The organism is Kribbella deserti, assembly GCF_042434725.1.
GTDB classification, from domain to species: Bacteria; Actinomycetota; Actinomycetes; order Propionibacteriales; family Kribbellaceae; genus Kribbella; species Kribbella deserti.
This window is the reverse complement of sequence record NZ_JBHLTC010000047.1, coordinates 10,657-33,699: the sequence shown is the minus strand read 5'-3', so window position 1 is coordinate 33,699 and position 23,043 is coordinate 10,657. Positions and strand designations below refer to the sequence as shown.

Sequence of the window (23,043 nt, the reverse complement as noted above, 5' to 3'; positions counted from 1 at the left end):
CGGATATGGACGACCTGATGCCGCCCGTGACCTCGAAGCACCGGGACGCGACCCGCAGCCCCGCGATCCGCCCGGCCGAACCAGCCGATACCGAGACCCTGCACCGCTTCATCGTCGAACTCGCCGAAGCCGAGGACTTCCCCGGCACGGTGACCGCGCGGCCCGAGGACGTCGCGAACGCCCTGTTCGGGCCGAACCCGATGGCCGAGGCTGTCGTCGCCACGGTCGATGACCAGCCGGCCGGATTCGCCTTGTACTACTCGACGTACAGCACGATCGTCGGCCGCGGCGGCATCCACCTGGAGGACCTGTACGTCGCGCCGGAACATCGCGGCGCCGGCCTCGGCAGGATCCTGCTGGCCCATCTCGCCCAGCTGGCGATGGATCGCGGCTGCGCGCGGCTCGAGTGGTGGGTACTGCGGACGAACGAGCCGGCGCTGCGCTTCTACCGGCGACTCAACGCCCGCGGACTGGAGGAGATCGAGGTCATGCGCCTGGACGGTTCCGCCCTCACGGCGGTCGCGGCCTTGTCCTAGGAGGCGAGGCGTTCGCGGGCGGGGCGGCCGGGGGTGGTCGGTTCGCCGTCTCGCTCGGGCTGGGTGATCTCGGTCCAGACCGCGTCGAGGGACAGGCCGAGCACGTTCGCGATCGCCGCGATGGTCGGAAAGGCCGGGGTCGCGACGCGGCCTGACTCGATCTTGCGCAGGGTCTCCGGTGAGACGCCCGCATCGAGCGCGGTTTCGAGCATCGAGCGATCTCCCCGGGCGCGGCGCAACAGGGCGCCGAGACGCTGCCCGCGCTCGACCTCAGCGGATGTGAGCGGCAACCTGACCATGGCCCGATTCTAATACCGGGATAATATGGCCGGGATAGTTATTGGTACGCATGGAAGGCGCCGCATGATCGAGATCCTCACCCCCACCGAGCTACCGCGAGCCAGACAGGCCGGCGCCCTGGTCGCCAACATCCTGCAGACGATGAAGAGCCGCACCAAGGTCGGTACGAATCTGCTGGACATCGACGCGTGGACCAAGGCCATGATCGCCGAGGCCGGGGCCGAGTCCTGCTACGTCGACTACGCACCCTCCTTCGGGCGCGGGCCGTTCGGTCACTACATCTGCACGGCCGTCAACGACGCGGTGCTGCACGGACTTCCCCACGACTACTCGCTGGCCGACGGCGACCTGCTGACGCTGGATCTCGCCGTCTCGAAGGACGGCATCGCCGCGGACTCGGCGATCAGCTTCATCGTGGGCGAGTCGAAGCCGCCGGAGAGCCTCGCGCTGATCGAAGCGACCGAACGTGCACTTGCCGCCGGGATCGCCGCCGCAGGACCCGGCGCCCGCATCGGCGATATCTCCCACGCCATCGGCTCGGTCCTCAGCGCCGCGGGATACCGGATCAACACCGAGTTCGGTGGTCACGGCATCGGCTCGACAATGCACCAGGACCCGCACGTCGCGAACACCGGACGACCAGGCCGCGGCTACACGTTGCGCCCTGGACTGCTGCTCGCCCTGGAGCCCTGGGTGATGGCGGACACCGATCAGCTCGTCGTCGATGCCGACGGGTGGACGCTGCGCAGCGCGACCGGTTGCCGGACGGCGCACAGCGAGCACACCATCGCCATCACCCCGGATGGCGCCGACATCCTCACCCTGCCGAAGCAGGCTTGACCACGCGGTTCTTGAGGGCGGTTGCGGCGTCACGGGCGACTTGCTCGACGGCCGGATTGAGCGCGGCGAACTCGGCAGCGTACCGTTCGACGATCTCCTGCTGGATCCGCGGTTGTTGCCGGTCCAATTCGGCGAACAACCCGGTTCGCGTGCCACATCGGACGAACGCGACCGCGAATTTCACCTCCGCCACGGTTGGCAGGTATTTCCGCGCGGGAGCGCCCGGGGCTACACCGCTGGGGACCCGAACGGCCCGCACTTTTTCGTGGGTGCCTTTCTGAATACCGAATTGGCGTAGATCGCCACGCGGGGAGAATTGTTCGCCGAGTTTCAGTCGATAACCCTCGGCAGCGAAACACCCGGTCAACGCGGCGCTTTTACCCGCGACGATTTCGGTGGTTCGCGCGCCGCGTTCCCGGACCAGCTTGTTGCCGAGATCGGCGTACAGTCCGCGGACCCGGCCGACCTCGTCGGGTGCGCCGAACTTCGCCCGGGCCGATCGTTCGCAGTTCTGCGCGGTGGTGTGGAAGGCCGCGTCTTTCCGGATCACCTGCGCGGGCTGCGGCGGCAGCGGTTCGCCGAAGCCGTACTTGCGGGCGTCGGCCTCGGTTCGCGGCGTGAGCGGCGCGGCGGCGAGCGCGGGCAGAACGGGCGGCGGGCCGACGCTGAACTCGCGCTCCTGCGGATAGCCCGCGTCGGCCAGACAATCGTGGAAAAAGGTCAGGTCGGCCTTCTCGATCGTGGTCAGCGCGTCGCGCCGGAAGTGATCGAACGGCTGGTCGGCACCAGCCGGCAGCGGCGGCAACTCAGCAACGGCGGCCGGGCCGGGCGTCGTACCGCAGCCAGTGAGCAGTACGGCCAGCAGGCCGAGACCGGCCAGGTAGCGTCCGCGCTTGCGCATCGATTCACCTCTGTTTCTGCAGCGGAGCTCGCATTTCGGGTCCGACCGTCGGAAGGTTTTTTACGGACGTGCGGCGGGTTGGACCCGGGTGGAGCGGGTGAAGCCGGGTGGAGCGGATTGACGGCCGCTCCACCCGGATCGGTCTGACCTGGATCGGTCCGACCTGGATCGGTCGGATCCGGGTCCGACCTGGATCGGTCGGACTTCGGTCAGCAGTTGCCGCGGACGTGCTTGGCGTTCTCGTCGTTCAGGTCGCTGGCGAAGTTCGACCAGGTGGTCGACCGGGACGGGAACTGCCAGCTGTCGTTGGACCAGTCGCCGGACTCGGTCACGCACACGTTGCTCGCGGTGTCGCGGTTCTTGATCGAGCTGGCGTTGTGGTAGAACGGCGTGCCGCTGGAGAAGTTGCCTTCGTTCGCGTGGTTCGACGAGCCGTAGAAGAAGTGCCGCTGGCCGCCGCTGCCGTTCGAGTGCTCGGCGAAGCAGATCTCGCCGGAGTTGCAGGCCAGCTGGCCGTCGCCACGGTCCGCGCTCGCCGCCACGGTGCCGGCCACCGCCAGACCGGCCACCATCGAAAACCCGCCGATCATCTTCATAACCTTGCTCATCGCTGTCTCCTCACGGTTGGAAATGCTTGTCGCAGCGTCCGCGACAAGCACAATTCAACCGGTGGAATCAGTTCCCGTCCCGGGTCGAATGGACAAGTTTGCCCTGTCCGTTCAACCCCTGTCCGACCGCGCAATCCGCAGCGAGTAAACCTGTCCGAATGGCCAGGTAAACGGCATGCGCGCGGTTTTTCGCCTGGAATTTCGTGAGCAGGTTCGACACGTGGTATTTCACCACCCGCTCACTGCGGCGAAGCCGGCCGGCGATCTCGCGATCCGTGTAGCCGTCCGCGACCAGCAACAGCACGGCCCGCTCGCTCGCCGTCACCTGGCCGCAGACGGGCCGACGTGCCGACGGATGTGGTCCGTGGTCGACGGCCTTGGCCGGCGTCGCCAGCCAGTTGCCGTCCCGCAACAGCGCCGCGCCGAGTGCCGGGCTGACCCAGCCACCGTCGGCCCCGCCGGAGCAGACGGCCAGTACGGCGGTGCCGATGTCGTCGGTGGTCGAGACGATCGCGTCCACCTCGGCCAGCGCGTAGGCCCGCAGATCCGCGACGGCGGGTACCTCCCCGGTGACCAGCGCCACGATCGGCACCTTCGGAATTCGCGCCTCCGCCCGGCCGAGGGCCAGCGCGACCACCCCTTCGCGCAGCACGGTGTCCACCAGCAGCACGTCCGGGCGGACCACCAGCGAACCGAGACCACTCTCATCCGCCACGGTGGCGGCTATCTGCAAAGCCGGCTCGCGGCCGATCAGCGTCGCCACTCCGGCCCGGATGACCGGATTCGGCGCCACGATCACCACCCGCACCGGTCTACCGCCAGGCTCTCCCAGCGCGAACATGCCCCGGGTGACCTTCATCCACGACCCCCAAGCTGCGCCCGCCACCGACAGCGGCCACGTCGCGGCCTCTCCGCGATGATCACGGAAAATGACCGGCTGATACTGGACGGTGACATCCTTGGCGGGCGGTTCAGCGCTGACAACGCTTTCGGTCTCGGCGAAAACCCTCTCGCAACAGCTGGTCACCGCCAGCAGGTAAGGTCGGGGCCGAGCGTTACCTGGCGGCTCAGCGGACGCCAGCTCACGGAGAGGCCCGGCTCGGATGACCACGTTGCGAGACCTCACCCTGATCGGGATCCGGATGGAATCACCGGGCCACGCGCCCGTGATGATGCTCCGCGAAACCGACGGGTACCGGTACCTGCCGATCTCCATCGGCTCGGTGGAGGCCACGGCGATCGCCTACGAGGAACAGGGCCTGCGCCCGTCCCGGCCGCTCACCCACGACCTCATGCGCGACATCCTGCTGGCTCTGGACACCACCGTGCTGGCGGTCGAGATCGTCGAGCTGCGCGATTCCGTCTTCTACGCCGAACTCGTGCTGGCCAACGGCGCCCGTGTCTCCGCCCGCCCAAGCGATTCGGTCGCGCTCGCGATCCGCCTCGGCACCCCGATGCGCTGCCGCGAGGAGGTCCTGGCCCAGGCCGGTGTCGCCACCCCCGAGGCCGAACAAGCCGAGCTCGAGCGTTTCCGCCAGTTCCTCGACGGCGTTGCCCCCGAGGACTTCACCAGCTGAAGTTGCAGCAACCTGCAACCACGCTTCACTTCTCGAACCGGCCCGGTTGCGCTAAGTTCAGCCGACGCCGGCGTGGGGGATCGATCAGCCGGGCCCGGGGAACGGGAATCCAGATGAACGTAGCGGGCAGCGTCATGCCCAAGGCCGGTCTTGTCCTGCTCGCGAGCGGAGTTCTCGCGGCCGTACTCAGCGCCGGAACCGCCACGGCCGCGCCGGCGAACGTCGGACTGGCCTGGGCCGACGGTGGCGTCCGGGTGACCTGGCCCGCCGATTCGGCGCCGAACTTGCTGCGCGTCACCGACGTACAAGGGCACGGCCTTCGAGCAGCTCGTGCCGGCGGCCTCGGTGGACACGATCGTGCTTCCCGCCAGCCGGTTCCCGGTGTTCCGTGAGCTGACGATCACCGTCTACACCCGGGCGTCCGATGCCGCGACCACCCGGCCGCCACCGTCGGGCAGTCGCCGGTCTTCGACACCGACCGCCGCTTCGCGCCCACCGTGACGAAGCGCCTGCCCAACGGCAACGGCACGCTGAGTCTCGGCTGGAGCGTCAGCACCGTGCCCGACCACACCCCGAACGACCCGCTGGACGTCGAAGCCCTCGTCGTGGCAACGCGTACGTGAGCAACCGGATCGGCTGCGGCTGGACCGCCCTGCCACCCACGGGCGGCGCCACCGGTACGACGACGATCCCGGCCAGGCCCCGGCCCTACCGGGTGTTCCTGCGCTCCGCCGGCGAGTGGGGCCCTGTCGACACGACGGCGTTCGAGGTGGTCGACTAGGCCGTGGCCAGCAAGGTGCCCCGGCAACGACTTACGGAACATCCATCGCGATCAGCGGCCGGGTCCAGGTGATCCGGCCGAGCCGTTGTGTCGAGGGGAAGACGCAGGCCGGCTATTCGACGACGCCAACGCCCAGCTCCCGGGTCTGGGGGATGCGGCCGTGTTCGTCTCCGGCTCCGCCGCGGCGACCTCGACCACCCGGTACGCCGTCCGCACCGCGCGGATCGACTATCCGCAGGCGACGTACGGCCGCAAGGTGACCGCCCTGCTGACCGTTGCTCCTGGCACCAATGTTCGCGCCACCCTGCAGCGCTGGAACGGCACCGCCTGGGCGAACGCGAAGTGGATCTATACCCAGAACGGCTCCGGCTCGTACTCCTTCACGGCCGCGCCCCGGGGCGTGAGCGCCTTCCGGTACGTCGTACCGGGCGGGTACTTCGCGGGCCGCTACATCACCGGGGTCACCACCCAGCCTTCCGAATGACGGTGCGCTGACATGAGAACCCCACTACTGCTCGCGACCTGCCTGACGGCGGCCCTGCTCACCGCGGCGCCCGCCACCGCCACTGTCGCCGAACTGCCCGCGGCGCCGACCGGCGTACGCATCGACTGGGCCGACAGCAGCCGCGAACGCATCCGGGTCACCTGGAGCGACGCCGGCACCGCCAACCGCATCGCCGTCAAGACGCTCAGCGGCAGCACCAGCGACGACGCGACCATCGAGATGCTCCCGGCCACGGCGGCCAACCAGCTGGTGTTCAGCAAGTACCAGCTGCCGGCGAACCGGGAGGCCGTCGAGCTTCAGGTGACGGCGACGTCCGCGGCGGGCTCCAGCACGCCGGCTCGGTCGGTCCGCTTCGACACCACCCACGCCCCGTTTACCCGGATCGTCTACGCAATCCCGCAGACGGACGGCAGGCTCCGGCTCAGCTGGACGCGCGCGGCCATGCCGGTCGACCGCAATCCCGGCGACCCGCTCGACGTCGCGTTCGACCCGGATCGGCTCACGCCGACGGGCCTGGGCGACGGGGCCTATCCCGTTCCGTCCGGCACCCGGTCCGTTCACCGGGGGCGCCGGTCGTCTCGCTGCACCGCCGTCACCCGCTGTGCCCGGCGCCGCCGAAACCGGCCCGATCGAGGCACCAACCGAGCCTGGAATATTACAGAGAGTTACGACTCTTAACTCTGTTCACCTACTGTCCGCCTAGTGGCACGCCGGGTGACGCTATTCCTACTGGAACCGTTCACCGCTCGTTCACCCGGGACCGGTCACCACGTCATCTGGTCTCCCTACCTTCTGGAGGAGTTAGAGGTCATATTCCCGCAGAAGGGCAACACACTCGTGTCCGTCAACCGTGTGCTCCGCGCCGGCGTTGTCGCCGTGGCCACTCTCGGTGTCCTGGCGCTCAGCGCCTGTGGCAGCGACCCTGAGCCGACTGGCTCCTCGAACCCCTCGACGTCGACCGGCGCCGACGGCGACTGCCCGTCGGGCACCCTGAACGCTGAGGGATCCTCGGCGCAGAAGAACGCGATCGAAGAGGTCATCGCCCAGTACAACGGCAAGTGCGCCGACGTCACGGTGAACTACAACCCGACCGGTTCCGGCGCGGGTATCAAGCAGTTCAACGCGGCCCAGGTCGACTTCGCCGGTTCCGACTCGGCCCTGAAGACCGAGGAGAAGGACGGTGTCGTCGAGGCCGACGCCGCCGCCAAGCGCTGCGAGAACAACCCGGCGCTGAACCTGCCGATGGTGATCGGCCCGGTCGCCCTGGCCTACAACGTGGCCGGCCTGGACAAGCTGGTGCTGGACGGCCCGACCGCCGCCAAGATCTTCCAGGGCACCGTCAAGACCTGGAACGCACCGGAGGTCGCCAAGCTGAACCCGGGCGCCAAGCTGCCGAGCGCGCCGATCTCGGTGTTCTTCCGCTCCGACGAGTCGGGCACCACGGAGAACTTCGCCAAGTACCTGAAGGCCGCCGGTGGTGGCGCCTGGAAGGGTGAGCCGGCCAAGAAGTGGACCGGCACCGGCGCGGGCAAGGACAAGTCGGCCGGTGTCGCCGAGGCGACCAAGTCGACCCCGAACTCGCTGACGTACGTCGAGTGGTCCTACGCCGTCGACAACAAGCTCGGCGTGGCGCAGATCGACACCGGCGCCGGCCCGATCGAGCTCACCCCGGAGTCGGCCGCCAAGGCCCTCGCCGAAGCGAAGATCAAGGGCTCGGGCAACGACCTGGCGCTGTCGGTCGACTACGGCACCAAGGCGGCGGGCGCTTACCCGATCATCCTGGTGACGTACGAGATCGCCTGCAGCAAGGGCCTGCCGGCCGAGAAGACCGCGCTGGTGAAGAGCTTCCTGGGCTACTTCGCGAGCACCGAGGGACAGTCCAGCCTGAGCAAGCTGAACTACGCGCCGCTGCCCGAGGAAATGCGTACCAAGGTCGAAGCCGCCATCAAGGCCATCAGCTGAGATCTGCCATGACCGTCGCCCTGGCCCCGCTCGCTTCGCCGAGCGGTGGTCAGGGCGCAGTCGCGCCGCAGGACGCAGCACCCGCCCCCTCGCCCTTGTCGCCAGCCGCCAGGAGTCGGCTACCTCATGAGTGATCCCACCAGCCCGCCAAGCTCCGCTCCGGACGCGGGTAGTACCAAGCTCGACCTCGGACCCGTCGGCCATCTGGGCGATCGGCTGTTCGCCGGTCTGGCCCGCGGTTCCGGCGCCCTGGTGGTCGCCATCGTCGCGTTTGTCGGCATCTTCCTGCTGGCGCTGGCAATTCCGGCGCTGGCCGACAACGAGGGCAACTTCCTGTTCTCCCGCACCTGGCTGCCGGGCGGTGAGCACCCCAACTTCGGTATCGCGGCGCTGTTCTACACCACGCTGATCAGCTCGATCATCGCGATGCTGGTCGCGGTGCCGATCGCCGTCGGTGTCGCCCTCTACATCACCTACTACGCTCCGCCGCGGCTGGCCAAGCCGGTCGCGCACGTGATCGATCTGCTGGCCGCCGTGCCGTCGATCATCTACGGCCTGTGGGGCATCATCTTCTTCGCGCCGGTGGTCGTGCCGGTCGCCAACGCGATCTCCGGCGCGCTCGGCTGGATCCCCTTGTTCAACAAGGCTCCGGGCACCGACCGCGGCATGGTGTTCACCGCCGGCCTGGTGCTGGCGATCATGATCCTGCCGGTGATCACCGCGATCAGCCGGGAGATCTTCGCGCAGACCCCGGTCACCCATCGCGAAGGCGCGCTCGCGCTCGGATCCACCAAGTGGGAGATGATCCGGATGGCCGTGCTGCCGTACGGCCGCTCCGGTGTGGTCAGCGCCGCGATGCTCGGCCTCGGCCGGGCCCTTGGTGAGACCGTCGCCGTGATGATCATCTTGTCCCAGACGTCCTCGCTGGACGACTGGACCTCGTCGATTTTCGCCGGTGGCGAGACGTTCGCCTCCAAGATCGCTTCCAGCGCTGCCGAACTGGACACCCCGGCCAAGACCGGCGCGTTCATCTCGGCCGGTCTGGTGCTGTTCGTCGTGACCTTCATCGTCAACTCCACCGCCCGCCTGATCGTCGCGCGCAGCGGACCGGGTAACCGCCGCCCCCGCCGGAACAGGGCCTCGAAGCAGGGAGCCGCCGCGTGACCACTCTCGCCGCGAACAAGCCGGCGTACGACGGCACGACGCTCGACCTGAGCGGCAAGTCCGGCGCCCGGGCCATTCGTAACGGACTCGCCACCGTACTGATCACGTTGTGCTTCCTGATCGCGGTGATTCCGCTGATCTGGATCCTGTGGACCGTGGTCAGCAAGGGTTATTCGCTGGTGCTGGACGCCAGCTGGTGGAGCCAGTCGCAGCGCGGTATCACCTCGCGGCGCGAAGGCGGCGGCGCGTACCACGCGATCATGGGCAGCATCATCATGGCGTTGATGTGCGCCGCGATCGCCGTACCGCTGGGTGTGCTCGGCGCGATCTACCTGATCGAGTACGGCAAGGGCAGCAAGGCCGCGCGCGCGGTCAGCTTCATGGTCGACATCCTCACCGGTGTGCCCTCGATCGTCGCGGCGCTGTTCGTGTACGCCGTCTGGATCACCATGCTGGGGCAGAACCGGATCGGCTTCGCCGTCTCGCTGTCGCTGGTACTGCTGATGATGCCGGTGGTACTGCGGTCCACCGAGGAGATGCTGAAGCTGGTCCCGGACGAGCTGCGCGAAGCGGCGTACGCGCTGGGTGTGCCGAAGTGGAAGACGATCCTCAAGGTGGTCGTACCGACGGCCTTCGGTGGCATCGTCACCGGCATCATGCTGGGCCTCGCCCGCGTGATCGGTGAGACCGCTCCGCTGCTGATCCTGGTCGGCTACTCCAAGGTGATCAACATGAACCCGTTCGAGGGCTTCATGGGCGCCCTGCCGACGATGATCAACAACGACCGTGGGGATATGGCCCTGCCGGCCGCGGAGGCCCGGGTCTGGTCGACCGCGCTGACGCTGATCCTGCTGGTCCTGGCCCTCAACCTGATCGCGCGACTGATCGCGCGGTTCAGCACCATCAAGTCCAAGTAGAGTGAGGAACTGAGTCGATCATGGCGAAACGCATCGAGGTCAGCGGCCTCAACGTCTACTACGGCGACTTCAAGGCCGTCGAGGACGTGTCGATGACCATCGAGCCGCGGTCCGTGACGGCCTTCATCGGCCCGTCCGGTTGTGGCAAGTCCACCTATTTGCGCACGCTGAACCGCATGCACGAGGTGCTGCCGGGCGCGCGCGTCGAGGGCAAGGTGCTGCTGGACGACCAGGACCTGTACGGGCCGGGCATCGACCCGGTGGCGGTCCGGCGCGTGGTGGGCATGGTGTTCCAGCGCCCGAACCCGTTCCCGACCATGTCGATCTTCGACAACGTCGCGTCCGGTCTGAAGCTGAACGGCGTGAAGGACCGCAAGAAGCTCGCCGAGGTGGTGGAGAGCTCGCTCAAGGGCGCCAACCTCTGGAACGAGGTGAAGGACCGGCTGGACAAGCCCGGCGCGGGTCTTTCCGGCGGTCAGCAGCAGCGGCTGTGCATCGCCCGGGCGATCGCGGTCGAGCCGCAGGTCATCTTGATGGACGAGCCCTGCTCCGCGCTGGACCCGATCTCCACGCTGGCGATCGAGGACCTGATCGAGAAGCTGAAGGATCGGTTCACCGTCGTCATCGTCACGCACAACATGCAGCAGGCGGCGCGGGTGTCCGACCAGACGGCGTTCTTCAACCTGGCCGCGACCGGTAAGCCCGGCCGGCTGGTCGAGATGGGCCCGACCAAGCAGATCTTCTCCAACCCTGCGGAGAAGGCCACCGAGGACTACATCACCGGCCGCTTCGGCTAAGCCCTGTTCCGGCCCGTCATTTGGGCCCTGGGCAACGAGGTTGTCGCGAGCGCCGAGCGGGTGATCATGGGCCTGCTCGGCGCGGAGGCGTGACCAGTGGGCCTTCGACTCGCTAACCTTCGGTGATTCCTCAACAGCTTATGAAGGGACTGCGGTGAGCACTCCGACGCCACCAGGCGACGACCCGAACACCCCGGACGAGCCTGGGTACACCCCGGGTCAGCCGGGCCAGTACGGCCAGCCCGGTCAGTACGGGCAGCCCCCGCAGCCGGGCACGCCCTACGGCGGCCAGCCTGGCCAGCCCGGGCAATACGGCCAGAACCCCGGTTACCCGGGTCAGCCGGGTCAGCCCGGCCCCGGGCAGTACCCAGGCCAGCCCGGCTCGTACCCCGGCCAGCCCGGTCAGTACCCGGGTGGACCGGGTGGCGGCGGCTACGGCTACGGCACGCCGGGCCAGCAGCCGCCCAGCAACACCCCGATGATCCTGTCGATCATCGGCATCGTGTTCTGGTTCTGCTGCGGCATCCTGTCGATCGTGCTGGGTCTGATCGCGCAGAAGCAGTACCGCGAGCAGGGACAGCCCGACACGCTGGCGAAGGTCGCCTGGATCGGTGGCGTCGTGTCACTGGCCCTGGGCGTGATCCTGCAGCTCACCGGCGCGCTGGCGGGTATCACCAACCAGTAGCTGGATTCAGCATCGACCGTGGGCCTCGGAGCAATCCGGGGCCCGCAGTCGTTTCCGGTGCCGTTGGTGGGAACCGGTAGGCCCTGGGTGGAGTCGGAGGGCTGTGTCAGAAGTTCCGCAGCACGCCGAACAGGATCAGGCCCACGATGCCCACCTTGATCAGTACGTCGATCGTCCGGCGGCTCGGGCGCAACCTGGGCAGCCGAACCAGCCGCGACCGCTCCAGCAGCCAAGCCAGCACTTGGTAGCCGACGGCAACACCGATGATCGGTGTCAGCAGCAACACAACCGCGTTGTAGTCCCAGGCCGCGGCCAGATCGCCACGCAACAGGGCAGCGCCCATCCGGGTCGACCCGCACAACGGGCAGTCCAATCCGGTGAGCTTGTGCAGCAAACAAGGAATGCCGAATCGGCCGTCCGACAGCTGATACACCGCGGCAAGTGCGAGGCCACCCACGCCTACCCAGGCGACACTGGCCACGCGGCCGTCCAGCGGCTCGACCGGGCCTTGCGGACGGAACTCGATCCTGGCGGCTGTCATTGACACTCGTCTACGGTAACCCGCCGGGTGCCGTTCCGGCTCTGAGCTACGTACTGGCTAGTCTGCTGTCCACTCCTCAACCTTTAAGAAGGGAACGTCGTGAGCACTCCGACGCCGCCTGGCTCCGATCCACAGGACAACCCGCCGAACCACGCGGGTCGGCCCGGGCAGCCGGAACCGTACAACCAGCCAGGGCAGTACGGCCAGCCGAGCCAGCCCAACCAGTACGGCCAGCCCGGCCCCAACCAGGGCCCGTACGGCCAGCCGGGACAACCCGGTCAGCCTGGGCAGTTCGGTCAGCCGGGTCAGTTCGGTCAGCCGGGTCAGTACGGGCAGCCGGCTCAGCAGGGTGGGCCCTACGGCCAGCCCGGCTACGGCCAGGTCCCGGGTCAGCCGGGACAACCGGGTCAGCCCGGTTCGTACGGTGGCCAGCCGTCCTACGGTCAGTACGGCGGGCAGCCGGCTGATCCGTATGGCTACGGCTACGGCGGTCCCGCCGGCATGGGCAAGCTCGCCGAGTACCTGCCGCGGGTCGGCGCGTACTTGATCGACAGCGTCATCACCGGTCTGCCGGTCCTGATCGGCTACATCATCTTCTTCGTCGCCCTGGCGGCCGCCACCACCGACGGCACCTACGAAAGCGCGGACGCCGAGTTCCCGGTCCTGGGCTTCATCGCCTTGCTGCTGGGCTTCCTGGTCTCCTTCGGCCTCGCACTGTGGACACGCGTGTTCCAGCAGGGCCGGACCGGCCAGAGCATCGGCAAGAAGGTGCTGAACATCAAGCTGGTCGACGCCAACTCCGGCCAGCCGATCGGCGCCGGTAAGGCATTCCTGCGCGAGATCTGCCACGCGGCTGACTCCGCCATCTGCATCCTCGGCTACCTGTGGCCGTTGTGGGACGTCAAGAAGCAGACCTGGGCCGACAAGATCTGCGACACCCTCGTAGTCGAAGCCTGAGTTAATCCCTGGAAAGGCCCTGTCGGCTCACTCCGGCAGGGCCTTCGCCATGTCGGTGAACCGGCCGTCACGAAGTACAGGCACCACCTGCGTCGCGTCGTACCCGGCGGCGAGCTCCACATCCTGCTGGTAGCCCAGGGCAACCAACTCGCGCCCACTCGCACTACCGAGCAAGGCCTCTCGTACATCGTCTACCGCCTCAAAGGCCCCTACAGCCGCTGAAGCCTCCGGAGACAGGCCGTCCGCCTCAAGCGCCGCCAAGAACGCTCCAGCACCCCATAGATCCTCAACCGCTGGGCGCAACTCTCCCCCGGGCCACTTCTCGCCACCGGCTATAACCGTCACCACGCCCTCCTGCGCCCGCACCCACCTCGCGGCGGCCGAAGCGTTCCGAAGTGACACGGCGACCACAACGCTTCCAAGCCCAGCAACGTACTGCGAGATGGTGGACCCGTTAGGCGACGGCAGTACGACGCGGCGAATCCCTTGTGCGGCTTGAAGCGTCACCGGCGACAGGCTGATCTGCCCCGGCCCAGCCTGGGACCTCCCGACCGCAAGCTCCGCCTGGTTCTCAACCGCGTAAGCGATGGCGGACTCGTCCCGCCACCGATAGGGCAGTACGTCGATGCCGTGTTCGACCGCCACGGTCGTCGCGGTCGTGAACGACAGCACGTCCACCACAGCCACTACCGATGACCCGGGAGCGCATTCCTCAGCTCCGCGCAGGCCCCAGTCGAACCGAACGGCGTACCCGTGCTGGGCGTACACACTCATCTGAGCAGCAGGCCCGCACAGCCGGCAGCCCAGAGCACACTGGTGAACGTCCCGATGATGAACCGCTCTGCGACGGCCCGCGCGGCTCGTGGGTCCGGCTTGTCCGGGTCGGCCCGGTCCGGATCGCTCAGTTCCGGGTACCGCGCGAGGCCCTTGATGGCCAGGGTGATCGCGACACCCTCGGGCCATCCCGACACCAGTGCGGCGAAGACCGCGCCACGCTCGAGCGCGCCGATCAACGCGCCCCCACGAAGGATTTCACCGGCTTGCTGGGTGGCGAGCGATCCGCGGTCGACCAAGGCCAGCACCGACGTCGTCAGCGGGCCGCCTCCGACCACCGCGAGAGCCCCGGCGACAAGGATCAACCACGCCCGGGCGTTCCAGCTCCAGTCCGCCGTACCCTCCGGGCGGAACAGCAACAAGCCGCCCACCGTCGCCAGCGCCGCGAGCATCGCCGCGCTCAGCGCGCCCTGGAACGGCGAGCCCGACCGCGGCCACCAGGCGAACCCGGCCAGCACCAGGCCAACGCCGGTCACCACCAGCACCACAACGGTCATCGGCCCCTGTCCCCTCTGTCGACACCAGCACTCTGCCCTGCCCGCACCGACGACTCAGGAAGGCACGCCCACGTCGGCCACACTCAGCAGCTCCGTCGCCAGGGCCCTGCCACGCACTTCCTCGGCTATCCCCGCCGCCTGGGCCCGTTGTGTGACCGCCGACTGGCTGATGCCGAGCTTCGCGCCGACCTCGCTGCGGGACATCCCCGCGGCCAGCAGATCAGCCACTTCCCAGCCGCGCTGGCTCCGGCGGCGCAATACCGAGGCCAGCAACCAGAGCACGGTCTCGACCTGTTCCGCCTGCCGGGCATCGCTGCCCTCGACGTTCACGTGGTGCGGGCTCGACTTGGCCTTGGTGACGGCGTCCCGCGCATGCACAAACGCAGGCCCTTGCCCGGCCCGGGTACTTCGCGGCAGCGGTTCCAGCACCGGCCCGGCGCCCACCCCTATGTTCCACCGGTCTGTCCGGAGAAGCTCCACGACAACGTCGATCGCGGGCCCGGCCGCGGAGAACACTCCCTGAACCTCGTCCCCAGCGGTACGCTCGAAGCGCCGCAACAATCCGGGCCGTCGTGGGGAGGCATTGAGGCGCGCGAGCAACTCCGGCACCAGATCAGCAGTACGCCGGCTGTCCCGCTGGTCAACGGTCAACACGTAGACCACGCGCACTCCCTTCATTCCCCGCCGTTAAGCCTACAACCTTCCCCCCCGTCATTGAAGCCCTGAGCCTTAACCTCCCCCCAGTGACACACCGTGCACACCGTTCATCGGACCCTTGTGACCAGGCGTGTCGCCGTTCATCGGACTCTTAGGACCAACGATGGCCGGGGCCCGCCGTGTTGTCACGGCGAGGCCCCGGCTGTGGTCGTGCGAGCGCTACTGGACTACGGGGAGGTAGACCTGGGACTTGTTGGCTACGAAGGTTTCGGACATTTCCTGGAAGCCCGCCTCGATCGCCTCGGTGGAGGTGAGTCCGCGCTCCTCGGCGTACTTGCGAATGTCCGCGGTGATCCGCATCGAGCAGAACTTCGGCCCGCACATCGAGCAGAAGTGCGCGGTTTTCGCCGCCTCGACCGGCAACGTCTCGTCATGGTACGAGCGGGCCGTGTCCGGATCCAGCGAGAGGTTGAACTGGTCCTCCCAGCGGAATTCGAACCGCGCCCGGGACAAGGCGTCGTCCCAGGCTTGCGCGTTCGGATGGCCCTTCGCCAGATCGGCGGCGTGGGCGGCGATCTTGTACGTGATCACGCCGGTTTTCACGTCGTCGCGATCCGGGAGGCCGAGGTGTTCCTTCGGCGTGACGTAGCAGAGCATCGCCGTACCGAGCCAGCCGATCTGGGCCGCGCCGATCGCGCTGGTGATGTGGTCGTACGCCGGCGCGACATCCGTTGCCAACGGCCCCAATGTGTAGAACGGCGCTTCGCCGCAGAGCTCTTCCTCCAGCCGCACGTTCTCCGCGATCTTGTGCATCGGAACATGCCCCGGGCCTTCGATCATCACCTGGACGTCATGTTCCCAGGCGATCTTGGTCAATTCGCCCAGCGTGCGCAGTTCGGCGAACTGGGCCGCGTCGTTCGCGTCGGCGATACACCCCGGCCGGAGTCCGTCGCCGAGGGAGAAGGTCACGTCGTACTCGCGCAGGATCTCGCACAGCTCGGCGAAATGCGTGTACAGGAAGGATTCCTGGTGATGCGCGAGACACCAGGCGGCCATGATCGAACCACCGCGCGAGACGATCCCGGTGATGCGCTGGGCGGTCAGCGGCACGTACCGCAGCAGTACGCCGGCGTGCACCGTCATGTAGTCGACGCCCTGCTCGCACTGCTCGATCACCGTGTCGCGATAGACCTCCCAGGACAGCTGGGCCGGATCGCCGTTCACCTTCTCCAGGGCCTGGTAAAGCGGCACGGTGCCGATCGGCACGGGCGAGTTGCGCAGGATCCACTCGCGCGTCTCGTGGATGTTCTTGCCGGTGGACAGGTCCATCACCGTGTCGGCGCCCCAGCGAGTGGCCCAGACGAGCTTCTCCACCTCTTCCGCGATCGACGAGGTGACCGCGGAGTTGCCGATGTTGGCGTTGACCTTCACCAGGAATTTCTTGCCGATGATCATCGGTTCGGACTCGGGATGGTTGTGGTTCACCGGAATGACCGCGCGACCGCGGGCCACCTCCGCCCGGACGAACTCGGGATCGAAGCCCTCCCGGGCCGCGATGTACCGCATCTCCTCGGTGATGGTGCCGGCCCGCGCGTGCGCAAGCTGGGTGAGCCGCGGACGGCCCGCCACCCAGTCCGCCCGCAGCGGCGGAAGGCCCTTCTGGACGTCGATCTCGGCGTTCTCGTCGGTGTACGGCCCGGAGGTGTCGTACAGGTCGAAGTGTTCGCCGTTGGTCAGGTTGACCCGTCGCGACGGGACTTTGAGGCCGTCGTACTCGGTGTAGATCTTGCTCGATCCCGAGATCGGGCCGGTGGTGACGGACGGCTGGACAGGCTGCTGAACTGATGTCACGATTCGTGCTCCCTACGCCGGAATTACCCGGACAGGTTCGGCGGTCGGCGGCGCCGGTTCGCCTCCCGCCCGGCGGCCCGTACTGCCTTGGCCGTCCGACGAGAGCGCGCAGTCCAGCCGCCCTCTCAGCCCGCTTCGGTGCGAGCTCCCGCGTATCAACTTGTCGCCGTCGACTGTATCCCGCGTCGCCGCTGTCCGGAGCCGTGTCCGCGCGTCGCCGGACTGTGACGGCGCTGACAGTGGCGGGATTCCCCGCGGCAGGTAACGTCAGGTCATGCGCGACATCGTGTACCCACCAGTGGTCCTTACCGCCAAGACCCTGTTCAAGGTGCTGAACTTCAAGTTCCAGATGACCGGTACCGAGCACATTCCGCGTTCCGGTGCCGCCGTCCTGGCGGTCAACCACGTCAGCTATATCGATTTCGTGCTCGGCGGTTTCGGCGCCCAGCCGAGTAAGCGGCTGGTCCGGTTCATGGCCAAGGAGGCCATCTTCCGCAACCGCATCGCCGGTCCGCTGATGCGCGGTATGCACCACGTCGCGGTGGACCGCGGCGCCGGTTCCGCCTCGTACCGCGAGGCGTTGCGCCTGCTCGGCGAGGGCGAGGTGGTCGGCGTGTTCCCCGAAGCCACCATCAGCCGCTCGTTCGAGCTGAAGGAGTTCAAGACCGGCACCGTACGGATGGCCGCGGCCGCCGGGGTGCCGGTGATCCCGATGGTGTTGTGGGGCACACAGCGCATCATGACGAAGGACCACCCGCGCGACTTCTCCCGCGGCAAGACCATCGCGATCACCGTCGGCGAGCCGATCACGGTGACCCGCGAGGACGATCCGACCGAGGCCACGACCCACCTGCGCACCACGATGGCAGGCATGCTCGACCGGACCATCCGGGCCTACCCCGAGATCGAGCAACCCCCGGGCTCATGGTGGCTGCCCGCGTCGTACGGCGGTAGCGCACCTACACCCGAGCAGGCCGAGATCCTCGACCAGGAAGAACTCCGCCGTCGTACCGAGAGAGGCTAGTGCCCTGCGGGGATGACTCGATCCAGCCGTCAACCCGCAGATAGCCGGACTCATACTCGGCCACCGCTGCACGGATGCTCTTCGCCCTGCGATCGGGAAGAGCCGCGGTCTGGTTCTCAGTGATCCGCCGCCGGCCAGCCGCCATCCATGGCACCGCCGCGCGATGCCGAGGATTGTTCTGCGCAAGTCCGGTCGAGGTTCGCAGGCCCATTGGGCGGCGCGGCGACTCAATCGTCCCCAGGACGGTCGGCGGCGAGGCGCTGAGCGCAAACTGTATGCGCTCGTTGCGTGACTCCGCGTGCTCTGCGGCGTTGATCAGTACTGCGGGCTCCATTCCGTTCCGTTGGCATGCTGATCGACCTTCTGCCCCGGCTGTGGGGAAAGAAGGCTCCGGTCGACAAGTCCCGGTCGGCCGAACCCGCAACGCGAGTAACCAGCCCCGATGACCCCCGCCAGGTCTCGGGGCAGGTTGATTTCTATGGCGGGCCTATCTCCATCGGGTCAGCTGACGGGTACGACGTGTCAGCCTCGGCCGGTCCCCACCGGCCGGTTCTGTCGTGTCCACCCGGACTCGCGGCCCGGTGCCCAGCGCCGTGTCGCGAGAACGAACGGCAACCACTTTGGTTCTGAACTGGGAAGGTCTACATGCGATTGTCACGGGGTCCAGGGATCGGCGCGTTCTCAGCGCGCGCGGTCCGCTCGAGCGGACCGTCAGGCTCACGGCGAAGCCGTCGATTCGCGGGTGCGACGGCTGCACTGGCCGTAGTAGCGGCACTCTTCACCACAACGGCACAACCGGCCGCCGCCGGCGGCCAGCGGGCGACGGCGGCGACGATCACGGTGAACGTGGTCAACGAGCTGACCGGAAATGGCTCGCTCGACGAGGCGATCGAGAAGGGCGTGGCCGGCATCCCGGTCACCGTCCGGAACGACAGCGGAGCAACGACCACCACGAACACCAACGCGGACGGTACGGCGACCTTCGCCGATCTCGCGGCCGGCAACTGGCGGGTCTCGGCCGAGATCCCGGCCGCGCTGAAGCACCTACTGCCGGCGCCGGCTCACGGCGATCTGGCCAGCCTCACCGAGTTCGTCAACGTCGCAGACGGCGCGACCAGCACCGTCACGATGGGAGTCTGGAACCCGGCCGACTATGCCCAGGAGAACCCTGGACTCGTGCTGCCCATCCAGGCCAACCCGGAGCGTGCGACGGACGACCGCGCGCTGGTCACCTTCCCGTACAACTCTCGTGACCAGGCAGCTCCCAAAACGCTGGCAACCCAGGCCCAGATCGGCGCGACGTATGGTGTCGCGTTCGACAAGGCCCGCAAGCGGATCTTCGTCGGCGCGCTGACCAAGCGGCACACGCTGTACGGCCCGGGTGGCCAGGGCGCGATCTACGTTGTGCCCGCGGACGGTTCGTCGGCGCCGAAGCTGTTCGCGACGGTTCCCGGCGTCGGTGGCACGGCCCACGACACCGCGAACATCAACAAGGACGCCGGGATGCTGGACGCACCCGGCAAGGAGGGTCTCGGTGACCTCGAGATCTCCGAGGACGGCAAGACGCTGTACGCGGTCAATCTCGCCACCAAGAGCTTGGTGACGTTCGACGCGACCGGCGAGTCGGCCACCCAGACCAGCACGACGCCCATCCCCGCGCCGGACTGCAAGGCCGCGGTGGACTGGCGTCCGTTCGGCCTCGGCTACCAAGACGGTCAGTTGTACGTCGGCGGGGTCTGCTCGGCCGAGACGACCGGAGCCCGTGCGGACCTGAAGGCGGTCGTGTACGCCTCGGCGAACGGTACGTCGTTCACCCAGAAGCTGGTCACGCCACTGGACTTCGAGCGTGGCATGCCGCAGACCGGCAACGCGCGGCCGGACGTCATCTCGCACTGGAACCCCTGGCTTTCCACCTTCTCGCCGGAGAAGTGGGGTGGCGAGAAGACACCGCCGGTCGGCAACGTGGTATACCCGTCGCCGATGCTGTCGGACATCGCCTTCGACCGGGACGGGTCGATGATCCTGGGCTTCCGGGATCGTTTCGCCGACCAATACGGCGCCAACGCCTTCAGCCCGGTGGAAGGTGACTACCGCTGGATCGACGCGGTCAGTGGTGGCGATATCTACCGCGCCTGTAAGGAGGGCGACGCGTACGTCTTCGAGTGCCGGAACAACGCCACCCCGGCCAACAGCGGTAACCAGGCGGAGACGGTCCGCGAGTTCTTCCCTGGTGAGTTCTGGAACAAGGATTCGCCGCATCAGGAGACCGCGCTCGGTGGTCTGGCCTACGCGAAACAGCAGCCGGACATCGCTTCGACGGTCTTCGACCCGATCCATGTCTACAGCGCTGGTGTCAGCTGGTTCGACCGGGTGAACGGCAAGGGGGCCGGCAACGACGGCCGCGGCCGCGGTCTGGAGATCGCCTATCGCGGTACGGATGACAATCGCTACAACAGCACCAACGGCCTCGGTAAGTCCGGTGGTCTCGGTGATCTGGAGGTGCTGGCCGATCTAGCGCCCATCCAGATCGGCAACCGGGTCTGGTTCGACCAGAACAAGGACGGCACGCAGGGCCCCGGCGAGGCCTGCCTGCCAGGTACCGGTGTCTCGCTGGTCGACGCTTCGGGCGCGACCGTTGGTTCGACCACGACGGATGCCAAGTGCGAGTACTACTTCGGTGGTATCGGGCGGTCCGAGCAGATCACGCCGGGTGCGAAGTACACGGTGAAGTTCAACGCCTGTTCGGCTGACACCTCGAAGGTTCCCGGCACGCCCGACGCGAGCACCTTGGTGTTCACCCAGGCGGATGCCGGTGACGACACAACGATCGACTCCGACGTGACGCCGGGCAGCGGCGCACGGGGATGTGAGGGATCGGCCAAGGTCACCGCACCAACGGTGAACGGCGAGAGTGACCACACCATCGACGCCGGCCTCACCGCGCTCTGCTCGGTCGGCGACTTCGTCTGGCTGGACGCGGATCGCGATGGCGTCCAAGACGATGGCGAAGCCGGTGTCGAAGGCGTCAAGGTGAGCCTGCGCAACCCCGACGGCACCCCGGCCACCGGAGCCGACGGTCAACCGGTGCCCGAGGCAACCACTGGTGCCGACGGCGCCTACCGATTCGCCCAGGTGCCGTGCGCCGAGTACATCGTCAGGTTCGTCCTGCCGGCCGGCTCGGGCTACTCCTTCACCACCGTGGAGTCCGGCGACGACAGCGCGAAGGACTCGAACCCGACTCCCTCGTTGCTCGACCCGCTGACCGCTGACACCGCGCCGTTCACGGTGTCCGGCGACAACCCGTCGGACGTCACCATCGACGCCGGGGTGGTGACCCAGCAGCTGTGCGCCATGGGTGACTACGTCTGGCGTGACCTGGATCGCGATGGCGTCCAGGACGAGGGTGAGCCCGCGGTCAGTGGCGTGAAGGTCGAGCTGCTGAACCCGGACGGCACGCCCGCGAAGGGTGCCGACGGCTCCGCCGTACCGGCGACGACGACCGGCGACGACGGCAAGTACGCCTTCGGAAGCCTGCCGTGCCAGCAGTACATCGTCCGGTTCACGTTGCCGGACGGCACCAAGGACGGGTTCACCAAGCCGTTGGCCGGTACGGATCGTGCCGTCGACTCGAACCCGAAGCCGGCGCAGGACAACCCGAAGATCGGGACCACGCCGGTCTTCACGCTGAACCCGGAGTCGAACCAGCAGGATCTGACGATCGATGCCGGCGTGACGGTTCAGCCGGAGTGCGCCACCGGTGACTTCGTCTGGCGTGACCGCGATCGCGACGGCGTACAAGATGCCGGCGAGCCTGGCGTCGGTGGCGTCAAGGTCGAGCTGCTGAACCCGGACGGATCGCCCGCGAAGCGACCGGACGGCTCGGTGGTGCCGGCCGCGACCACTGGTACCGACGGCAAGTACCTGTTCACGGGTGTGCCGTGCAAGCAGTACATCGTCCGGTTCACACTGCCGGCGAGTGGCGATGACGACTTCACCAAGCCGCGGGCCGGAACGGATCGGGCGAAGGACTCAAATGTGAACACGCCGCGGGAGGACCCGAAGATCGGGACCACTCCGGTCTTCACGCTGGACCCCGGCACCAACCCGAAGGACCTGTCGATCGACGCCGGTGTGGTCGTCGCGACGAACAAGCTCGGTGACTACGTGTGGATCGATTCCGACGGTGACGGCGTTCAGGACCCGAAGGAGAAGGGCGTCAGCGGTGTCCGGGTCTGCCTGCTCGACAAGGAAGGCGAGTCGGTCGACCTGAACGGCGATGGCAAGCGTGACTGTGTGACCACGGCTCGCGACGGCCGGTACCTGTTCGACAACCTGCCGGACGGCGAGTACAAGGTGCGGTTCAACATCTCCAAGATCGCGCTGCCGTACCGGCGCTGTGGACTGACGGTGGCCGACGCGGGGAACGACGACAAGGTCGACTCCGATGCCGACCTGCTGTCGAAGACCACGCCGGTGACCAAGCTCGGAGTGGGCCGCCGGGCCGATCTCACCCTCGACGCCGGCGTCTGCGTCGGCAACCAGCTCGGTGATCGGGTCTGGGTCGACAAGGACCGGGACGGCATCCAGGACGACGGTGAGCCAGGGCTGCCCAAGGTCCGGGTCTGCCTGCTCGACAGCTCGGGCCGGCCGGTCGATGCCGACCGTGACGGACTGCCCGACTGCCGCGTGACGGACAAGGAGGGTGAGTACCTGTTCAGCGGTCTGCGGGACGGCAGCTACCGGGTGGAGTTCGACCTGGGCGACCTGTCCGGCCAGTACACCGACTGTGGCCTCACGAAGGTGGACGCCGGGGACGACGATTCGGTCGACTCCGACGCTCACCGGGACACGATGAGGACCGCCGCGGTGAAGGTCGGGCCGGGTCACCGTTCCGTCCGCACGGTGGATGCCGGCGTGTGCACGGTGGCGACAGTGCCTGGAGACGACGACCTCGCCGACACGGGCACGTCGGTGACGTGGCCGCTGGCCGGGCTGGGTCTCCTGCTGCTCCTCGCGGGAGCGGTGGCGCTGCTGCTGGCTCGTCGCCGGGCAGGGGAGTCACTCCAGGAGTGATGTTGTGAGCCGGCCGTGACCGCGGCGACTTGGCCG

The 23,043-nt window shown here is 67.8% G+C and carries 25 protein-coding genes; 16 read left to right on the top strand and 9 right to left on the bottom strand.

All coding sequences use genetic code 11. From position 1 onward, the window contains the following. Positions 1-5: 5 nt before the first annotated feature. Positions 6-536, top strand: coding sequence for a GNAT family N-acetyltransferase (locus ACFFGN_RS34435; protein ID WP_380056896.1), 531 nt, complete (start codon positions 6-8; stop codon positions 534-536). On the opposite strand, the gene ACFFGN_RS34430 is transcribed toward ACFFGN_RS34435, so the two are convergent. Continuing rightward, positions 533-835 (bottom strand): helix-turn-helix domain-containing protein, encoded by a 303-nt coding sequence (locus tag ACFFGN_RS34430; RefSeq protein ID WP_380056893.1) that lies wholly within the window; start codon positions 833-835, stop codon positions 533-535. The genes ACFFGN_RS34435 and ACFFGN_RS34430 overlap by 4 nt on opposite strands. Positions 836-899: 64 nt before the next feature. Between ACFFGN_RS34430 and map the strand changes: the two genes are divergently transcribed. Continuing rightward, on the top strand, positions 900-1,676 hold the full coding sequence (gene map / locus ACFFGN_RS34425; RefSeq protein WP_380056890.1) for a type I methionyl aminopeptidase: 777 nt from the start codon (positions 900-902) through the stop codon (positions 1,674-1,676). On the opposite strand, the gene ACFFGN_RS34420 is transcribed toward map, so the two are convergent. From ACFFGN_RS34420 to ACFFGN_RS34410, 3 genes are all read right to left on the bottom strand, one after another. Continuing rightward, positions 1,654-2,577 (bottom strand): hypothetical protein, encoded by a 924-nt coding sequence (locus ACFFGN_RS34420; protein WP_380056886.1) that lies wholly within the window; start codon positions 2,575-2,577, stop codon positions 1,654-1,656. The two genes, map and ACFFGN_RS34420, sit on opposite strands and share 23 nt — an antisense overlap. 209 nt (positions 2,578-2,786) lie before the next feature. After that, positions 2,787-3,185, bottom strand: coding sequence for a hypothetical protein (locus ACFFGN_RS34415; protein WP_380056883.1), 399 nt, complete (start codon positions 3,183-3,185; stop codon positions 2,787-2,789). Between the two features lie 67 nt (positions 3,186-3,252). Further along, positions 3,253-4,044: a helix-turn-helix transcriptional regulator gene (locus ACFFGN_RS34410; RefSeq protein ID WP_380056880.1), complete on the bottom strand. Its 792-nt coding sequence runs from the start codon at positions 4,042-4,044 to the stop codon at positions 3,253-3,255. A gap of 244 nt (positions 4,045-4,288) precedes the next feature. Here ACFFGN_RS34410 and ACFFGN_RS34405 point away from each other — a divergent pair, with 244 nt between their 5' ends. The 11 genes from ACFFGN_RS34405 to ACFFGN_RS34355 all read left to right on the top strand — a co-directional run bounded on the left by ACFFGN_RS34405 (position 4,289) and on the right by ACFFGN_RS34355 (position 11,573). Continuing rightward, a complete protein-coding gene (locus ACFFGN_RS34405; RefSeq protein WP_446685233.1) occupies positions 4,289-4,762 on the top strand; it encodes a bifunctional nuclease family protein in 474 nt (157 codons plus the stop codon). Positions 4,763-4,875: 113 nt separating this feature from the next. After that, entirely contained in the window at positions 4,876-5,154 is a 279-nt protein-coding gene (locus ACFFGN_RS34400) for a hypothetical protein (RefSeq protein ID WP_380056878.1), read from the top strand. Positions 5,155-5,259: 105 nt separating this feature from the next. Further along, positions 5,260-5,385, top strand: a complete 126-nt coding sequence (locus ACFFGN_RS34395; protein WP_380056875.1) for a hypothetical protein — start codon at positions 5,260-5,262, stop codon at positions 5,383-5,385. After that, positions 5,382-5,543, top strand: coding sequence for a hypothetical protein (locus ACFFGN_RS34390; protein ID WP_380056872.1), 162 nt, complete (start codon positions 5,382-5,384; stop codon positions 5,541-5,543). The genes ACFFGN_RS34395 and ACFFGN_RS34390 overlap by 4 nt, the downstream gene beginning before the upstream one ends. Positions 5,544-5,703: 160 nt before the next feature. Beyond that, positions 5,704-6,027 carry a hypothetical protein gene (locus ACFFGN_RS34385; protein WP_380056870.1) on the top strand — a complete coding sequence of 108 codons (324 nt, stop codon included), beginning with the start codon at positions 5,704-5,706 and terminating at the stop codon, positions 6,025-6,027. A 12-nt stretch (positions 6,028-6,039) separates the two neighbouring features. Continuing rightward, positions 6,040-6,726: a hypothetical protein gene (locus tag ACFFGN_RS34380; protein WP_380056867.1), complete on the top strand. Its 687-nt coding sequence runs from the start codon at positions 6,040-6,042 to the stop codon at positions 6,724-6,726. 159 nt (positions 6,727-6,885) lie between these two features. Further along, complete coding sequence (gene pstS / locus ACFFGN_RS34375) at positions 6,886-8,010, top strand: phosphate ABC transporter substrate-binding protein PstS (protein WP_380056865.1); 1,125 nt, start codon at positions 6,886-6,888, stop codon at positions 8,008-8,010. Between the two features lie 126 nt (positions 8,011-8,136). After that, on the top strand, positions 8,137-9,174 hold the full coding sequence (gene pstC / locus ACFFGN_RS34370; protein WP_380056862.1) for a phosphate ABC transporter permease subunit PstC: 1,038 nt from the start codon (positions 8,137-8,139) through the stop codon (positions 9,172-9,174). Next, a complete protein-coding gene (gene pstA, locus ACFFGN_RS34365) occupies positions 9,171-10,091 on the top strand; it encodes a phosphate ABC transporter permease PstA (protein WP_380056859.1) in 921 nt (306 codons plus the stop codon). The genes pstC and pstA overlap by 4 nt, the downstream gene beginning before the upstream one ends. A 20-nt stretch (positions 10,092-10,111) precedes the next feature. Then, positions 10,112-10,888, top strand: coding sequence for a phosphate ABC transporter ATP-binding protein PstB (gene pstB, locus ACFFGN_RS34360; protein WP_380056856.1), 777 nt, complete (start codon positions 10,112-10,114; stop codon positions 10,886-10,888). Between the two features lie 154 nt (positions 10,889-11,042). Further along, positions 11,043-11,573 carry a hypothetical protein gene (locus ACFFGN_RS34355; protein WP_380056853.1) on the top strand — a complete coding sequence of 177 codons (531 nt, stop codon included), beginning with the start codon at positions 11,043-11,045 and terminating at the stop codon, positions 11,571-11,573. Positions 11,574-11,679: 106 nt separating this feature from the next. Here the strand turns inward: ACFFGN_RS34355 and ACFFGN_RS34350 are convergent, their stop codons facing one another. After that, complete coding sequence (locus ACFFGN_RS34350) at positions 11,680-12,114, bottom strand: DUF2752 domain-containing protein (protein ID WP_380056850.1); 435 nt, start codon at positions 12,112-12,114, stop codon at positions 11,680-11,682. 99 nt (positions 12,115-12,213) lie between these two features. Here ACFFGN_RS34350 and ACFFGN_RS34345 point away from each other — a divergent pair, with 99 nt between their 5' ends. Beyond that, the gene (locus ACFFGN_RS34345) at positions 12,214-13,071 is read left to right on the top strand and encodes an RDD family protein (protein ID WP_380056847.1); all 858 of its coding nucleotides are present in this window, start codon (positions 12,214-12,216) and stop codon (positions 13,069-13,071) included. 27 nt (positions 13,072-13,098) lie between these two features. On the opposite strand, the gene ACFFGN_RS34340 is transcribed toward ACFFGN_RS34345, so the two are convergent. The 4 genes from ACFFGN_RS34340 to thiC all read right to left on the bottom strand — a co-directional run bounded on the left by ACFFGN_RS34340 (position 13,099) and on the right by thiC (position 16,910). Continuing rightward, the gene (locus ACFFGN_RS34340; RefSeq protein ID WP_380056844.1) at positions 13,099-13,845 is read right to left on the bottom strand and encodes a 2-phosphosulfolactate phosphatase; all 747 of its coding nucleotides are present in this window, start codon (positions 13,843-13,845) and stop codon (positions 13,099-13,101) included. Then, positions 13,842-14,402: a hypothetical protein gene (locus tag ACFFGN_RS34335; protein ID WP_380056842.1), complete on the bottom strand. Its 561-nt coding sequence runs from the start codon at positions 14,400-14,402 to the stop codon at positions 13,842-13,844. The genes ACFFGN_RS34340 and ACFFGN_RS34335 overlap by 4 nt, the downstream gene beginning before the upstream one ends. Before the next feature lie 54 nt (positions 14,403-14,456). Then, complete coding sequence (locus ACFFGN_RS34330) at positions 14,457-15,065, bottom strand: transposase (RefSeq protein WP_380056839.1); 609 nt, start codon at positions 15,063-15,065, stop codon at positions 14,457-14,459. A 213-nt stretch (positions 15,066-15,278) separates the two neighbouring features. Next, complete coding sequence (thiC, locus tag ACFFGN_RS34325) at positions 15,279-16,910, bottom strand: phosphomethylpyrimidine synthase ThiC (protein WP_380056836.1); 1,632 nt, start codon at positions 16,908-16,910, stop codon at positions 15,279-15,281. A gap of 274 nt (positions 16,911-17,184) precedes the next feature. On the opposite strand from thiC, the gene ACFFGN_RS34320 reads away from it, so the two are divergent. Then, positions 17,185-17,934 carry a lysophospholipid acyltransferase family protein gene (locus tag ACFFGN_RS34320; protein ID WP_380056834.1) on the top strand — a complete coding sequence of 250 codons (750 nt, stop codon included), beginning with the start codon at positions 17,185-17,187 and terminating at the stop codon, positions 17,932-17,934. A 645-nt stretch (positions 17,935-18,579) separates the two neighbouring features. Beyond that, the gene (locus tag ACFFGN_RS34315; protein WP_380056832.1) at positions 18,580-23,007 is read left to right on the top strand and encodes an SdrD B-like domain-containing protein; all 4,428 of its coding nucleotides are present in this window, start codon (positions 18,580-18,582) and stop codon (positions 23,005-23,007) included. The last annotated feature ends 36 nt before the right edge of the window (positions 23,008-23,043 follow it).

Coding starts and splice junctions, on each gene's coding strand:
- ACFFGN_RS34400 (WP_380056878.1), top strand. CDS start 4,876: ATGAACGTAGCGGGCAGCGTCATGCCCAAGGCCGGTCTTGTCCTGCTC.
- pstB (WP_380056856.1), top strand. CDS start 10,112: ATGGCGAAACGCATCGAGGTCAGCGGCCTCAACGTCTACTACGGCGAC.
- ACFFGN_RS34415 (WP_380056883.1), bottom strand. CDS start 3,185: ATGAGCAAGGTTATGAAGATGATCGGCGGGTTTTCGATGGTGGCCGGT.
- ACFFGN_RS34430 (WP_380056893.1), bottom strand. CDS start 835: ATGGTCAGGTTGCCGCTCACATCCGCTGAGGTCGAGCGCGGGCAGCGT.
- ACFFGN_RS34320 (WP_380056834.1), top strand. CDS start 17,185: ATGCGCGACATCGTGTACCCACCAGTGGTCCTTACCGCCAAGACCCTG.
- ACFFGN_RS34340 (WP_380056844.1), bottom strand. CDS start 13,845: ATGAGTGTGTACGCCCAGCACGGGTACGCCGTTCGGTTCGACTGGGGC.
- ACFFGN_RS34405 (WP_446685233.1), top strand. CDS start 4,289: ATGACCACGTTGCGAGACCTCACCCTGATCGGGATCCGGATGGAATCA.
- ACFFGN_RS34350 (WP_380056850.1), bottom strand. CDS start 12,114: ATGACAGCCGCCAGGATCGAGTTCCGTCCGCAAGGCCCGGTCGAGCCG.
- ACFFGN_RS34315 (WP_380056832.1), top strand. CDS start 18,580: ATGCGATTGTCACGGGGTCCAGGGATCGGCGCGTTCTCAGCGCGCGCG.
- ACFFGN_RS34380 (WP_380056867.1), top strand. CDS start 6,040: ATGAGAACCCCACTACTGCTCGCGACCTGCCTGACGGCGGCCCTGCTC.
- map (WP_380056890.1), top strand. CDS start 900: ATGATCGAGATCCTCACCCCCACCGAGCTACCGCGAGCCAGACAGGCC.
- ACFFGN_RS34335 (WP_380056842.1), bottom strand. CDS start 14,402: ATGACCGTTGTGGTGCTGGTGGTGACCGGCGTTGGCCTGGTGCTGGCC.
- ACFFGN_RS34420 (WP_380056886.1), bottom strand. CDS start 2,577: ATGCGCAAGCGCGGACGCTACCTGGCCGGTCTCGGCCTGCTGGCCGTA.
- ACFFGN_RS34435 (WP_380056896.1), top strand. CDS start 6: ATGGACGACCTGATGCCGCCCGTGACCTCGAAGCACCGGGACGCGACC.
- ACFFGN_RS34410 (WP_380056880.1), bottom strand. CDS start 4,044: ATGAAGGTCACCCGGGGCATGTTCGCGCTGGGAGAGCCTGGCGGTAGA.
- pstC (WP_380056862.1), top strand. CDS start 8,137: ATGAGTGATCCCACCAGCCCGCCAAGCTCCGCTCCGGACGCGGGTAGT.